At 41.2% G+C, this 14,334-nt stretch carries 12 protein-coding genes; 2 read left to right on the top strand and 10 right to left on the bottom strand.

The features are described from left to right. Window positions 1-3 precede the first annotated feature (3 nt). From ACXAH9_RS05410 to ACXAH9_RS05395, 4 genes are read right to left on the bottom strand one after another with little or no spacing between them, the layout of a single operon-like run. Window positions 4-495: a rhodanese-like domain-containing protein gene (locus tag ACXAH9_RS05410; protein WP_474893842.1), complete on the bottom strand. Its 492-nt coding sequence runs from the start codon at window positions 493-495 to the stop codon at window positions 4-6. 37 nt (window positions 496-532) lie between these two features. Beyond that, window positions 533-1,888, bottom strand: a complete 1,356-nt coding sequence (locus tag ACXAH9_RS05405) for an MptA/MptB family glycosyltransferase (protein WP_474893841.1) — start codon at window positions 1,886-1,888, stop codon at window positions 533-535. After that, on the bottom strand, window positions 1,881-3,338 hold the full coding sequence (locus ACXAH9_RS05400; RefSeq protein ID WP_474893840.1) for a cellulose synthase family protein: 1,458 nt from the start codon (window positions 3,336-3,338) through the stop codon (window positions 1,881-1,883). The genes ACXAH9_RS05405 and ACXAH9_RS05400 overlap by 8 nt, the downstream gene beginning before the upstream one ends. Window positions 3,339-3,340: 2 nt before the next feature. Continuing rightward, window positions 3,341-4,033: a glycosyltransferase family 2 protein gene (locus tag ACXAH9_RS05395; RefSeq protein WP_474893839.1), complete on the bottom strand. Its 693-nt coding sequence runs from the start codon at window positions 4,031-4,033 to the stop codon at window positions 3,341-3,343. Between the two features lie 104 nt (window positions 4,034-4,137). Between ACXAH9_RS05395 and ACXAH9_RS05390 the strand changes: the two genes are divergently transcribed. Both ACXAH9_RS05390 and ACXAH9_RS05385 read left to right on the top strand, forming a co-directional pair. Next, window positions 4,138-4,920, top strand: a complete 783-nt coding sequence (locus ACXAH9_RS05390) for a J domain-containing protein (RefSeq protein WP_474893838.1) — start codon at window positions 4,138-4,140, stop codon at window positions 4,918-4,920. A gap of 111 nt (window positions 4,921-5,031) precedes the next feature. Continuing rightward, entirely contained in the window at window positions 5,032-7,203 is a 2,172-nt protein-coding gene (locus ACXAH9_RS05385; RefSeq protein WP_474893837.1) for a ComEC/Rec2 family competence protein, read from the top strand. A gap of 90 nt (window positions 7,204-7,293) precedes the next feature. Here the strand turns inward: ACXAH9_RS05385 and ACXAH9_RS05380 are convergent, their stop codons facing one another. The 6 genes from ACXAH9_RS05380 to ACXAH9_RS05355 all read right to left on the bottom strand — a co-directional run bounded on the left by ACXAH9_RS05380 (window position 7,294) and on the right by ACXAH9_RS05355 (window position 14,293). Continuing rightward, window positions 7,294-8,262, bottom strand: a complete 969-nt coding sequence (locus ACXAH9_RS05380; RefSeq protein WP_474893836.1) for a beta-ketoacyl-ACP synthase 3 — start codon at window positions 8,260-8,262, stop codon at window positions 7,294-7,296. 100 nt (window positions 8,263-8,362) lie between these two features. Next, window positions 8,363-10,384 (bottom strand): excinuclease ABC subunit UvrB, encoded by a 2,022-nt coding sequence (gene uvrB / locus ACXAH9_RS05375; RefSeq protein WP_474893835.1) that lies wholly within the window; start codon window positions 10,382-10,384, stop codon window positions 8,363-8,365. 3 nt (window positions 10,385-10,387) lie between these two features. Further along, a complete protein-coding gene (locus ACXAH9_RS05370) occupies window positions 10,388-11,125 on the bottom strand; it encodes a shikimate dehydrogenase family protein (protein ID WP_474893834.1) in 738 nt (245 codons plus the stop codon). Window positions 11,126-11,174: 49 nt separating this feature from the next. Next, window positions 11,175-12,053: a DUF368 domain-containing protein gene (locus ACXAH9_RS05365; RefSeq protein WP_474893833.1), complete on the bottom strand. Its 879-nt coding sequence runs from the start codon at window positions 12,051-12,053 to the stop codon at window positions 11,175-11,177. A 13-nt stretch (window positions 12,054-12,066) separates the two neighbouring features. Next, window positions 12,067-12,822 (bottom strand): phosphosulfolactate synthase, encoded by a 756-nt coding sequence (locus tag ACXAH9_RS05360; RefSeq protein WP_349563581.1) that lies wholly within the window; start codon window positions 12,820-12,822, stop codon window positions 12,067-12,069. 67 nt (window positions 12,823-12,889) lie between these two features. After that, the gene (locus ACXAH9_RS05355) at window positions 12,890-14,293 is read right to left on the bottom strand and encodes a tetratricopeptide repeat protein (protein WP_474893832.1); all 1,404 of its coding nucleotides are present in this window, start codon (window positions 14,291-14,293) and stop codon (window positions 12,890-12,892) included. Between the last annotated feature and the right edge of the window lie 41 nt (window positions 14,294-14,334).

The raw sequence follows: 14,334 nt of genomic DNA, 5'->3' as shown, positions 1-14,334 counted from the left end.
TTCTTAGTAAACTTTTGTTCCCTTAAACAACCACTTGCCCCACAATCTGTTATAAGCATGTACACTATCAGTAGGCAAATTGTTTGGATCAACCACCTCATACCCCTCGTTCTTCCAGCCAAAAATACCACCATACAGATTCTTAACATTGGTATACCCAGCCTTTTGAAGCTTCTCTCCTACTCGCTCGCTTCTATAGCCAACCGAGCAGTAAACAATAACTTCCTGATTTTTTGGAACGTCGCTGACCTGCTTTACTTCAAAATTATCATAGTCTACAAATCTTGCACCCTGAATGTGGCTCACCTGATACTCTTCCTTAGATCTGGTATCTAACATGACAACTTCTGAAAGTCTGGGTTTTAAGGAATCCGCTTTGATTAAAGGAACTGTGTTCTTGTACAGACTTTGCATCTTTTCATCAAACGTCTTTTGTCCACATGAAGTGAAGGTGGAAATGATGATTAGTAAAAATGGTGGAAGATATTTTTTCACGCTTTGATTTTCATTCACTTACAAAAATAACACCCCCCTATCCTCCTTCAAAGGGGGATTTCCCTTCGTTGCTATTAGTGGAATGTCCCCTCGAGGGGACTATAGGGGTGTTTCCACATTCGATAATCATGATTGATAAAACAACCACATACTCGACAACAACGAGATACAGTGGAAGTTCAAAACCCTTTTGATCGTATCCTACATATGTTAAAAATATCATGAAGGACCAGACAATTGGATACCAATAGCCCGATAAAATTCCGAATACAATTAGTGGCATGATATACCACGGATGAACCGTGGTGGCAAAAAGCAAATAGATGGTCAAAACAAAAAGAAAGCTTTTACTCAGGCTCCATTCTTTTTTCCAAGCTACTATCGACACCATGCAAATCGAAAAGAACGACAAGAGAGATAAAAGTGGACCGATCAAAGCAATGTTGTTGTACCCATAAATCCAGTAGCCTATCTGGCGGGCCAGAAAATAAATACTTGCATTAAACTCAAACGTCTGAAAGTAGAGTTCCAGACTCTGCTGCATGCCCAAAAGGAAAGTAACATCCAACATAGGGATGATTGTAAGCAGCGCTACCAATCCTGCCAATGGTGCTACCCACCACTTTTTGTTCCTTAAACCAGATAAAAAAAGCACTGGAAGATAAATGAGCGGTAGGAGCTTTGTCCCAATGGCTAGCCCAAATCCACCCGCAGCTAACACGTGCTTGCTTTTTTGATGTCCGTAGATTCCGAACAAAACAAAAAATACAACTAGTCCTTCAAAGTGCAGATTCCCAACACCTTCCAGAATCATCAGTGGATTCAACCAAAACCAGTTTGCAAGAAAGACGGGTTTCCCATGTGTTTTTAAAATCGATTTCATCAAAAAATATGATCCCACATCTGCAGCACATAAGACCAATCGAATCACATTGCCTGAAACCAGCCAATCACCATTGCCGATCACTGCACTGAGCCAGAAAATAGTCTGATTGATAGGTGGATATATCGTGAAGTAATTGGGTGAGTTTAGCAACCCATAAAGCTCACTTGAAATTCCATCAATATTTTTCTCCAGATAGTATCCTGGCAGTTCAGCAAAAGGATGAATGCCATTTTTAATCAACGTACCATCCCATATAAATCGATACAGGTCATCAGAAAGTGACGGCTGGGTGAAAAATAACAAAGCTCTGACAATCAATCCAGTGGTGAAGAGTGCTTTCGTCTCCTCTGCCTTTTGCAGCAACAAAATGTACCCCATGAATGCACTTGCATATGCGAGCATTAATGGCAGAGATTGATATCGTTCAATCCAATTGCCGATAGAAAAAATGGCCAATATGTAAACGACCAGGAAAGTATAGTAGCCCGTTTGGTTGTATTTAGGCATTATTCATCGGTTTCACCGACAAGATAAATACGTATGCAAAACCAATGGCAAGCATTGCGTGGAAAAGCATGAGACCATAATCTTCCAGTTTGAAACCGGAGAAAATCCCATAGATAAAATAAATGGATAACAAACCCTCCATAAGTGTCACAGGTGTCAGCACATTATTCAGATAAATATTCCCTTTCCATGAGTCGCCCTTGGATTGTACGTTAAACTTAGGCGTCCGTACAAAAGGTGTTTTAATACCCAGGTATCCTTCGACTACAGCGATGGAATTGTGCAATGCCATTCCCATGGAGAAAGCCAGGAATACAGGAAAATTCTTCATGAAATATTTCAAGGTGTATTCCGGATGAGTGGCTTTGGCTGCCACCCAATAGAAAAATCCCATGGCCAAAAATCCGATGATGAATATACTCCCCAGGTCAAAGACAAGTGCTAAGTCTGGATTGTATTCTTTGATATACAACATGGGGATGCTCAATACCGCAGCAATTAAAAGTAATAAGAATACAGAACTATTTAGCAGGTGAAGCACCGCTCTTATTTTGTGATTCCATCCAATATTTGAAGTAAGGACCTTACCCAAGGTTTTACGAGCAGTTTCTGCTGCCCCTTTATTCCAACGATACTGCTGAGACTTTACCGCAGGAATGACCACTGGTAGTTCAGCAGGAGATTCAATCTCTTCCCGATATACAAACTTCCATCCTTTGAGCTGCGCCCGGTAACTCAAATCAAGATCTTCAGTGATCGTATCATATTGCCACCCTCCTGCATCCTCAATGCAAGCTTTTCGCCACACACCAGCTGTGCCATTAAAGTTGATGAAACTGCCTGCATGCTCTCTACCTTTTTGCTCCACAGTAAAATGTGCATCCAGCCAAAAAGCCTGAATTTTGGTAAGCCAGCCATAATCTGTATTCAGGTGGCTCCACTTGGTTTGCACCATACCTATTTTGTCATTCTTGAATTTCGGTAGTGTACAAATCAAGAATTCCGGATTAGGTACAAAGTCCGCATCAAAGATGGCAATGAATTCTCCCTTAGCTTTCTCGAGACCATAGGCAAGAGCCCCAGCTTTATAGCCGATGCGATCAGGTCTCCTGATTTGGTGAATATCCCAGCCATCTGCTTGATATTCTTTTACACGATTCCCTATGATCTGAACCGTTTCATCTGTGGAATCATCCAAAATTTGAATTTCAAGTTTTTCTTTTGGGTACTCGATGTTCGTCACTGCATCGATCAGGCGTTCTACGACATACCGCTCATTAAACACCGGAAGCTGAACGGTTACATGCGGGTATTCAGCAAGTTCGTCTGAGTACTCTTCGCTCTCTTTTCTTGATTTTAGATAATGCCAGGTAAGATTAAACTGACCTAAACTGAAAAGGCAAATGATCAACAATGTGATCCCATAAAGCACGATAACTAACCACTCCACCTTTATAAATATTTAAAAATTGTATAGATGATTTTATACCCGGCTCCCAGGGTCCCCTTAATTGTACCACTCACCTTGGAAACCCCAATTCTTTGCCTGTAATTCACCGGAATATCTATTGTCCGCAAATTTAACTTTGCTGCCTTTAATTGCATCTCTACGGTCCAGCCATATGTACGATCTTTCATATCTATTGTCAGCAAGGTTTCATATCTGATAGCTCTGAATGGTCCAAGATCCGTGTATTTCTTCCCGTAAAAAAGTTTAATCAGTGCAGTTGCCAGCCAGTTGCCAAAAACCTGCTGAGGAGTCATGCTTCCTTTTTCTTTTTGACCGAGTGCGCGAGAGCCAATCACTAAATCAACCTGATCCTTTATGATTGGTTTAACCAAATCGACTAATTGTTCCGGGTAATCTGAATGATCGCCATCCAGGAACACCACTATATCCGGTTTAGTAGGAGAAGAAGCAACATGTGCCATACCTTTCAGACAGGCATTCCCATAACCACGATTTGGCTCTTTAAGTGTAGTTGCACCTCTAGATTGTGCCTGCTCGAACGTGTCATCGGTGGAGCCATTATCCACGACAATGATCTCAGACACCCAGTCTTTGGGTATCTCATCGATGACCATGCCTACCGCATTTTGCTCATTAAATGCCGGGATAATGACCCGAATGTCTGGCTTGCTCAAAAGCGTGCTTCTTTAAGTGAGGCGCAAAGGTAGGTTTATGACCCGACTAATAATGACTTAATAATGACAGTCACTTAAAATTCTGTTTTTAGTTTTATGAATTTATGAATCACTACGAAGTACTTGGGGTAAAGTCTGCAGCAACTCAGGCTGAAATAAAAAAAGCATATCGGAAGCTTGTTAAACAATACCATCCGGATATCAATGCCGATATATCTGCAGCTGATAAAATGGTCATCATAAATGATGCGTATGAAGTACTATCAAGCCCTACCTCAAGAAATCTTTACGATATGTTTTTACAGGGCGTTGCTGTAAAAACGGATATTGTTGAGGCTACACCCTACCAGCGATATAAACAAGAATACAGAGCGAAGAGGGTTAAGCGGGAAAGAGATAGAATTATCTATTTGGTAAAGCTGAAGACCCGATTCTACCGGTACGAACGATTGGCTAATAAGGTCTTTTTTGTTATCGCAATCATCTTAACAGTAGATTACTACTATCAACCAAATCAGCAAATTGAACATGTAACAGAACTAAAGTACAAAAAGTACTCTACCAGTGTAGTTACTGAAAATGGCACCCGGCTTTCTACTTCCAGCTTATTTTATAGTGTAATGATGAATGAAAATAGTGCTGATGTTTTAATTAAGTATTCAGGCTTGTTTGGATTTCCAGTTAGGATTCAGTCTGCCAATGGATCAGAAGACTTTATTGTGACTGGGTCGATTTACACGTTTCGGAACGTATTTTCTGTCATTATTCTCATTTTCTCTGCGATTGTAGTTAAGAATAAAGAATACACAGATTTCAGATTGTCATGTGGATTGGTGCCCGGCTTCTTTGTTTTGTTCATGCTGCTATTTATTCTTACCGAGATTTAATACCCATTTCTTCATCAAAGTAGATAGAGATTCCTGCAGTGCTAGAGGGCAGATTTAGAATAACATTTTTGCATTTTCAATAAAACAATCAGATCTTTATTATGCAACGGAATGTACTTCTGGAATACATATCCCTTCGTCCGGTTTACTACGGCCCTCATTCTAGGTATTGTTTGTTTTGATTTCAATAACTACCTATGGAAATATGATCTTACAATTCTCATTGTAATGATCTGTTGTTATGGGGTTTCGGTTTTTAAATCTCAACAAACTAGCTTTCATAAGCTAAGGCACATCAACGGAGCTTTAGCCTTGTCTATTCTATTTTTTATAGGAGGCATCCTTGCAAAGACCAAGTATCACCATAATCCCTCAAACCACTACACTAACCTTAACAATCAAATCGAAGGGTATTCGGGTACCATCATCAGTCCCGTGAATGAGCGGACAAATCACCTTAGATATGACTTTGAGTTGACCAGGGTCTTCACAAAAGCAGATTCTTCTTTAGATACATCAGGAAAAATTCACCTATACATTCGAAAGGATAGCCTGGTTACTCCTCTTAAGTATGGAGACAGGATTTTGGTCTATGGAGCGTTTTATACCGTCCCCGGTCCCGACAATCCGAATGAATTCAACTATAAAAAATACCTGGAAAGACAGAACATCTTTAGCCATACTTTTATACGTCACAGTGATCTCAAGGTCATAGCAAATAATCCACCCAATCGATTATTAAACGTGGCGTATACGTTACGAGAAAAGGCTTCAACGACTATTGATAAATATATCCCTGCACCACGTGAAAATGGTATTGCAAAAGCCCTACTCCTTGGCATAAAAGATCATCTAGACAATGAAGTCAAAAAGGCCTATTCATCTGCTGGAGCCATGCATGTTTTGGCGGTTTCAGGTCTCCATGTAGGTATTATTTATCTAATTATCCTTATCTTATTTGGTAAACTAAGAGAATCAGGCAAGTGGGGCAAGTATGCCTTTGGGGCACTAAGCGTTAGTATTATTTGGCTGTATGCAACATTAACCGGGCTGAGTCCGTCAGTGTTGAGAGCTGCCACCATGTTCTCATTAGTGGCGTTTAGTCAGGCATCTACACGAGAGGGGAATATTTATAACACACTGGCTTTTGCTGCATTCATCCTCCTTCTTTTCGATCCGTATCTGATCTACTCAGTCGGATTTCAGTTATCCTTTGCTGCAGTGGTTGGGATCGTTTATCTACAACCTAAACTCTATCGCCTCCTGGATTTCAGGCCTTGGCTTCTTGATAAAGCATGGGCAATCACATGTGTATCAATAGCTGCACAACTAGCCACCTTCCCACTTTCAGCATACTACTTCCACCAGTTTCCAACCTATTTCCTCGTATCAAATTTAGTTGTCATTCCAGCTTCTTTTTTAATGCTGGTTGGCGGTATCGGCATGCTGCTCATCGATCCAATCATTCCCCAGGCTGGAGAGATCATTGGACTGTGTCTGAGTCAATTTATGTGGGTTATTAATGAAATCATTAGCTACGTCCACATTCTTCCAAGTAGCCTGATCGAGTGGATTTATATGGACCAATTTGGTCTGATTATGACTTATCTAATTGTGATCACTCTTATTGTGGGGTTGCATTATTGCTACTTCAAAACGTTGGTGGTATCTAGTTTACTCGGCCTCATATTAATGTTATGGGGATTACTCTCTCATCAAATCCAATCCCAAAGGGATGAGCTTGTGTTCTATGAAATATCAGATAAGATTGCAATCGATCATATCAAAGGGCATCAGGGAATGCTTTACATCGATGATTTTGAAGAAAGTGAATTAGATCTTCTATCATTTCAAATTAACCCCCATCGACTGGCCTCACATCTAAGACCCATTAAAGAATCAATTTTAACTTTTGAAGAGGCTGGTTTCGCTAAAAAAGAGGCAATCCGATTTGGTCAAATAGCTGGAAAGCGTTTTCTGATTTTCGACTCTACCACCTTTCATCTTAATTTCAAAGGAGTGGTAAAGACAGATTATCTTATTATCAATAATGGAGCGGTGAAAAGTCTGGAGTGGCTAAACAAACATTTTGACTTTGACCAATTGATCTTAAGCAACAAGAATTCCAGCTATTATATGAACAAAATGAAAGCCAAAGCGGATGAAACGAGCCTGGATATCCACTGTATGAACACAGATGGTGCTCTAAGAGTGGCGTTGACCGAAGGCACAAAAAAAGAGCGGACAATGTTGCCCGCTCTGTTCACCACCAATCCCGACTAGCATCGGGAAAAAACTTACTACCGCCTAGTAGTATCACAAATGTAAATACATCGTGCTATTCAGCCAAAACTAAATTTCAAAATATTAAAATTAAATTTCCCATTTAACGATTGTGCCAGCAAAGGTTAAGCCTCCCCCAAAACCGATCATCAATAGGGTATCTCCTTTCTTTATGCCCCCATTTCGCTTGGATTTAGCTATCGCCAGAGGAATGGAAGCAGATGAAGTATTGCCAAATTCAGTCACGCTCTCCGGCACTTTCTCCATCGGGTAACCCAAATCTTTGGCTATCGCCTCAATGATACGGAGGTTGGCACTATGCGGCACGATGTAATCAATATCGTCAAGCGTCATGCCTGCTTTATCTACGAGCTCCCTAATTTTCTTTGGAATATTACCTACAGCCCATTTAAACACCGATCGTCCATTTTGAACGATCTTCCCATGTGGATTAATGCCCACTCCATTGATACTGTTTTTCTTATGACTTAGGTAAAGATCGTGACCAAGATCACCGTTTGTTCCTGAATTAAAAGCGATGAAATGTTCACTATCTCCCGGCTCTACTAACGCTGCTCCAGCTGCATCCCCAAACAAAATACACGACGTTCGATCCTTGAAGTCCGTAATCTTTGAGAGGGTTTCAGCCCCAATCACCAGCACTTTCTTATAAATACCTGAGTTTACAAAACCATGGGCCATTTGCAATCCATAAATAAATCCTGCGCATGCTGCATAAATGTCGTTGCATCCACAGCTTTCTATTCCCAGCTTGTACTGAACCCGAGAGGCCGCATTCGGCATGGGCTGGTCTGGTGACGTGGTACATACTACAATAAAGTCTACATCCGAAATATCTTTCCCGCTGGATTCAACCAGATCTTTTACAGCTTTTACAGCCAGATCACTGGTATACTCTCCATCTTTGGCGAAGCGTCGGGTTCGAATGCCAGTTCGGGAAATGATCCACTCATCATTCGTGTCGATGAAGTCTTCGAAATATTGATTATTTACAATTTTTTCAGGTACATACGTACCAAATGCGGTAATTTGTGACATAAGAAATATTGTGGAAGTTTATTTTGAAATAGATAAATCTTTTGGGTCTTGTGTCTATTTCAAAAGCAAGTTGAAACAGGATGTGATAATTTCCAAAGAACTATTTATTTTCTTTCATCATTTTCTCCACTTCCTGTAACTCATCTCTTAGCCTGGCTGCTTCCATGAAGTCAAGATCCTTGGCAGCCTTTTCCATTTTCTTTCGGGTTTCATTAGCCAGTTTTTTCAGCTGATCCTTATCCATGTAAGCAACAACCGGGTCTGCGGCAAGTGTTTGTTCTTCCTCGATATAATACTTTTTGGTGCCTTTTTTCTTGTCGGCCACCCCGGTCTGACGCAGTATTTCTTCCCGATTCTTTTTCAGTGAAACAGGTGTAATTCCATGCTTCTGGTTGTATTCCATTTGGATACTACGCCTACGGTTGGTCTCATCAATCGCCAGCTTCATTGACCCGGTCACCTTATCGGCATACATGATCACTTTTCCCCTATCATTCCGCGCGGCTCGCCCGATGGTCTGCACCAACGATCGCTCGTTTCTCAGATATCCTTCTTTGTCTGCATCCAGTATTGCCACTAATGACACTTCAGGCAAGTCAAGGCCTTCACGGAGAAGATTAACGCCAACAAGTACATCGAAGACACCAAGCCTTAGCTCACGAAGAATTTCTACACGATCGAGTGTATCAACCTCCGAATGAATATAGCGTGTTTTCACACCGGCATTTAATAAATATTTGGTGAGCTCCTCAGCCATGCGCTTGGTCAATGTTGTCACCAACACCCGATCCTCCATCTCGATTCGCTGCTGTATTTCTTCCATCAGGTCATCGATTTGATTGTGACTTGGTCTCACATCTATCACAGGGTCTAGCAAGCCGGTTGGTCGAATAAGTTGCTCCACGATCACACCATCAGACTTTCTCAACTCGTAATCTCCTGGAGTTGCACTCACAAATACCACCTGGTTGAGCATGTCTTCGAATTCATTGAAAGTGAGTGGACGGTTGTCCATTGCTGATGGAAGCCTAAATCCATAGTCTACCAGATTCACTTTCCTTGCTCTGTCCCCACCCCACATTCCGCGCACCTGTGGCACAGTCACGTGACTTTCGTCTATGATCATCAGAAAATCATCAGGGAAATAGTCCAACAAGCAAAAGGGTCTACTTCCCGGATTTCGTCGATCAAAATATCTGGAATAGTTTTCTACCCCTGAGCAATAGCCAATTTCACGGATCATCTCCAGGTCAAACTCCGTCCGTTCTTTTAATCTTTTTGCTTCAAGGAATCTACGCTCATCTTCAAAATACTGAACCTGTTCCACCATGTCATCCTGAATTTCTTTAATGGCTACCTGCAATTGGTCTTTTCCGGTTACGAAAAGATTAGCTGGAAAAATGGTCACAATACGTTCGTCTGATTGCTTCTCACCAGTAATAGGATCAATACGCTGAATCGATTCGATCTCATCCCCCCAGAAAATGAAACGATAGGCGAAATCAGCATAGGCAACAAATACATCTACCGTATCACCCTTTACACGAAACGTTCCTCGTTTAAACTCCGCTTCGGTGCGGCTGTACAAGATGTCCACCAGATCGAAAAGGAATTTGTTCCTGGGTATTTGATCTCCTTCCTGAAGACGGATCACATTTTTACCAAACTCCTCCGGGTTCCCAATACCATAGATACAGGAAACAGATGCCACAACGATCACATCCCTCCTGCCGGATAAAAGAGCAGAAGTAGCACTCAATCTCAGCTTTTCTATTTCATCATTGATTGAAAGATCTTTTTCAATGTACACGTTGCTGGTGGGTATGTAGGCTTCTGGCTGGTAGTAGTCATAGTAAGAGATAAAATACTCAACCGCATTTTCAGGAAAGAAGCGTTTAAACTCTCCATACAGCTGCGCTGCAAGTGTCTTATTGTGGCTTAAAACAAGTGTTGGTCGTTGAACCTGCTCTATCACATTCGCCATGGTAAACGTCTTACCAGAGCCCGTTACACCAAGCAGTGTTTGAGCCGCCTCTTCACTTTGTAGGCCCTCTACAATTTGTCGGATCGCCTCCGGCTGATCGCCCGTCGGGCTATATTCTGAGCTGAGTTTAAAATCCATGAATTAGCTTGTCCAGATACCCCAAGATTTTTCTGCCTGCAGCTCCAACATCTCAAGCCCATTTTTAGTTTTTGCCTTCTGCTTTTTCCCCATTTTTATAAAAGCTGTTTCTTCAGGATTGTAGACTAAATCATACAAATAACTTCCATTTACAATTCTTTGGTAGGGAATATCCGGTAGGGTTTCAATATTTGGATACATGCCTAATGGAGTGGTATTGATGATTAGTTTGAATCGCTCGATAACCTCCGGATTCGTTTTTAGCTGATCATAGGTATAATCACCTCCTTTTGAGCTTCTACTTACCTGATTATAAGGGATTTTGAGATCCGTCAAACCTGCCTGTACCGCCTTTGAAGCTCCGCCAGAACCGAGGATCAAAGCCTCTCCTTTGAAATTTCCAATCCAGTTTTTCAGAGATTCACGAAATGCCATGAAATCCGTATTAAAACCAATGAGCTTCCCTCCTTTTTTCTGAATCACATTTGCTGCGCCAACTTTGATTGAGCTAGCATCTTGCTTATCCAGATACTTCAAAACCTGCTCTTTGTGTGGCACTGTGACATTCACTCCATGCAAGTCACCATGCTTCAACCAAAGTGCCGGGAATTCATTCAAAAACTCCATCTCGAACAGTTCGTACGAATGGTCCTTGAGTCCCAACTTTTTGAACTTTTTCTGAAAAAAATCCTGAGAATAGCTGTGCTCAACCGGGTATCCTATCAATCCATACTTTTTCATAAATGACTAAAGTTAGGGTGAAAAAATGAAGCAGTAGAAAAACAAGAAACTATTCTGCTGTTCTGCCCATACGTTCCAAAAGCAATACAATTCCACTACCTACGAGGAACAAAGTAATTGCCAGAACTAGCTGACTCGGTGTGCTGGTAGATTGTGCATATTCTGCGGGACTTAGATTAACAAATGAAATATCCGTCTCGATCTTCCAAGGCCAGATTTTATTAAGTGAGCCTAGCATAAAGCCTGCAAGGGAAGCCATTGTAAATGATTTATGGTTTTGAAGCATCCAGTGAATCAACTTGGAAAATGAAAGCAACCCGACCACACACCCAAGTCCAAACACTAATATGACTTTAATGTCAAACGATTTCACCGCATTCAGTACATACTCATACTTAGCAAGTAAAATCAAAATAAAAGACCCTGAAATACCTGGTAAAATCATGGCGCATATGGCTATGGCCCCTGAGATAAAAACAAACCAGAGCTGCTCACTTGTCTCTGCTGGTGTTAAAGATGTGATTAAATAGGCAGCAAGCGCTCCAAAGATCACAAAACCGAAACTCCACAGGTTCATCTTCTTTGGCATCACATAAAAAGCAGAGATCAGGATGAGTCCAAAAAAGAATGACCACAATGGGATCGGATGATCACTCAATAGATAGGTGATCAAACTCGATAGAGAAAAAACACTAAGGAAAATTCCAGCAAAAACGTGCGCCAGGAATGGTCCATTGATGTGAAGCCAGAGATCTTTGAATTGTAATCTTAATAAGAGTCTTGAGGCCTGTGCATCCGCTGATTTTATAGAATTGATCAACTCCTCATAAATTCCGGTTATTAAGGCAATCGTGCCACCTGAAACCCCGGGAATTAAATCCGCACAACCCATGGCGGCTCCTTTCAGGAAAAGTCTAAAGTTGATCATGCTGCGTTTATGCCTACAAAAAGTGGCTGAATGTATCTCCCCTGAGACCAAGTCTAATAGTCTCTAAAGGGATTACCTCATTTGGTGCAATGTTCCCAAGATTCACATTTGGTCCGCTAAGCTTAATGAACCAAACCTGCTGTGCTTTTTGAGGTGCTTCCCATAAAATTTTTTCTGATGGGATTTGCGTTAAAATCTCTTCTACCAGACCTTGACGCACTTCGCCGGAATCTCTGAAAAGCCCAACATTTCCACTTTCACGAGCCTCTCCGATTACTTTCCAGGCACCCGCTTCCAGTTCCGTCCTCATTTGCTCAATCCATTTGTATGGAGGAATGATTTTGGCAGCATCTTTAGAGCCTACCTCGCTAAGAACAGTTACCTGCTTTGCCAGCGTACTAATGTATTCACACTTTTTATCGTGATCCATTTCTACCGATCCATCGGAAACCTCAGCATGCTCTAAACCAAACTCATCAAGTACCCTTTGGTAATCCTCGAATTGATCTCGCACTACAAATGCCTCAAACAAAGTACCACCAAAATAGCATGGGATGCCAGCCGATTTATAAAGAGCTATTTTCTCTTTAAGCTTTGGATAAACAAATGAAGTAGCCCAGCCGAACTTTATAATATCGATGTACTCTCCACTAGATTCAATCAGATCTTCGACTTCACGCAAGCTGAGACCCTTGTCCATGACCATAGTATAGCCTTCAGTTCTTGGTTTCTTAGTTCGCTCCGGTAGGTTATTTAGATGATAATTCATTTAGGATATCTGGTGCTTAATTCAAAACAGCCCCAAAAATCACAAATTATCTTTAGATGGTCAAAGATTATTTGTTATCCTGACGAAACTGATCAATAATTCTGTACAATGCCTTTTGAGTAGGAAGGTTCGGAAAGAAGTCAAAAAGTACCTCATGGCCCTCAAAATCAAGCATTAGAGCAGTTTCTAGCCTATTTATTGCGTTCTTATAGCTTCCTGAACCAATTAGATACACAACTCCACGATAATACATTTCAGCATTGTCCGGACACTCATTGAGTCCATCTTCCAGTATTTCAATGGCTTGCTTAAAATCTCCTTGTTCATAATATACCATCGACCAGTCCAACCATACCTGTGGATCGTCTGCGTTCATCTCGCATGCTTCTCGATAAGCATCAAGTGCTGAAACAAGGTTCCCTGTCTTGTACTCTGCGTCAGCAACAGCCTTCCAATAGTGAGCGTTTTCCGAATCGATTTTCAAAGCCTTATTCAAAAAATGAATGGCTTCATACCATTTATCCTGAAGGGCAAGACAAACTCCAACCCCATACCAGGCCTCATGATACATCTGATCCAGCTTAGTAGCTTTCTGGTAATACTTGATAGCTAAATCAAGTTGCTGAAGTTTTTCATAAGCTGCTCCAATATGACAGTATGTTTCAGGAGAAGCACCCTCCTGATCGTATGTTTTAAGATAAGCTGCTAACGCTCGATCATATTTGCCCAAATTCATGAGCGCATTGCCCATATTAAACCAGGCACTGCTAAAATCCTCGTCTATGGCAGTTGCATATTCATAAGCGTCAACTGCCTCTTCAAATTTTCCAAGTTTATTGTAAACGATACCCAGATTGTACCAGGCATACTCAGAGTATGGATCCTGATCGATAAACTTTTGATAGTAAGAAAGGCTGCTTTCCAATTCGCCTGAGACATCCAGGCAGTAAGCCAGTTCATACAAGGCATTTTCATTAAGCATATTAATCTCAATCGCCTTTTTGTACTGCTGGGCCGCTTCCTTGTATTTACCCAGTCCCTGATATGCCATCCCAATACTGAAATACACCTCATCCTTATCCTCCACATTTAAGATGGCTCGTTCATAAGCTTCTATAGCCTCCTCAAATTCGGAAAGCAGGCAATGAATAGCTCCTTTCTGAAGAAGAAGCTCGGGATCATTAGGCTGAATATTTAATGTCTCATCCAAAAGCTCTACAGCCTCGTCTGACTTTTCCAATTTCACCAGCACATCAGATTTCTCAATGGTGATATCTACGGAGTAAGGAAACTGATCCAGCGCTATATTGGCCGCCTTAAGTGCCTGATTGAGTTTGTCATGCACACTGTAGTAACAAATGATTTGAATGAGCGACTCTTCATCAAAGAAATGATTTTCCCTGTTTTTAAGGAATGCTTCAAACTTTCTTATCAACTCTCTCTCTTCCTTACGTTTATGTTCTTCGGCCATCGCAAAAGATTAAATTCGGTGGTAAATGATTGAAGGAATTT

The organism is Ekhidna sp. ABH4_415 (assembly GCF_056161305.1).
Note: the sequence above shows the minus strand (reverse complement) of the source record. Positions and strands in the feature narration are given on the sequence as shown.

What these genes read in the sequence shown, in the direction of transcription:
- ACXAH9_RS05405 (WP_474893841.1), bottom strand. Translation starts at nt 1,888, where the DNA reads ATGCCTAAATACAACCAAACGGGCTACTATACTTTCCTGGTCGTTTAC.
- ACXAH9_RS05390 (WP_474893838.1), top strand. Translation starts at nt 4,138, where the DNA reads ATGAATCACTACGAAGTACTTGGGGTAAAGTCTGCAGCAACTCAGGCT.
- ACXAH9_RS05385 (WP_474893837.1), top strand. Translation starts at nt 5,032, where the DNA reads ATGTACTTCTGGAATACATATCCCTTCGTCCGGTTTACTACGGCCCTC.
- ACXAH9_RS05380 (WP_474893836.1), bottom strand. Translation starts at nt 8,262, where the DNA reads ATGTCACAAATTACCGCATTTGGTACGTATGTACCTGAAAAAATTGTA.
- uvrB (WP_474893835.1), bottom strand. Translation starts at nt 10,384, where the DNA reads ATGGATTTTAAACTCAGCTCAGAATATAGCCCGACGGGCGATCAGCCG.
- ACXAH9_RS05370 (WP_474893834.1), bottom strand. Translation starts at nt 11,125, where the DNA reads ATGAAAAAGTATGGATTGATAGGATACCCGGTTGAGCACAGCTATTCT.
- ACXAH9_RS05365 (WP_474893833.1), bottom strand. Translation starts at nt 12,053, where the DNA reads ATGATCAACTTTAGACTTTTCCTGAAAGGAGCCGCCATGGGTTGTGCG.
- ACXAH9_RS05360 (WP_349563581.1), bottom strand. Translation starts at nt 12,822, where the DNA reads ATGAATTATCATCTAAATAACCTACCGGAGCGAACTAAGAAACCAAGA.
- ACXAH9_RS05355 (WP_474893832.1), bottom strand. Translation starts at nt 14,293, where the DNA reads ATGGCCGAAGAACATAAACGTAAGGAAGAGAGAGAGTTGATAAGAAAG.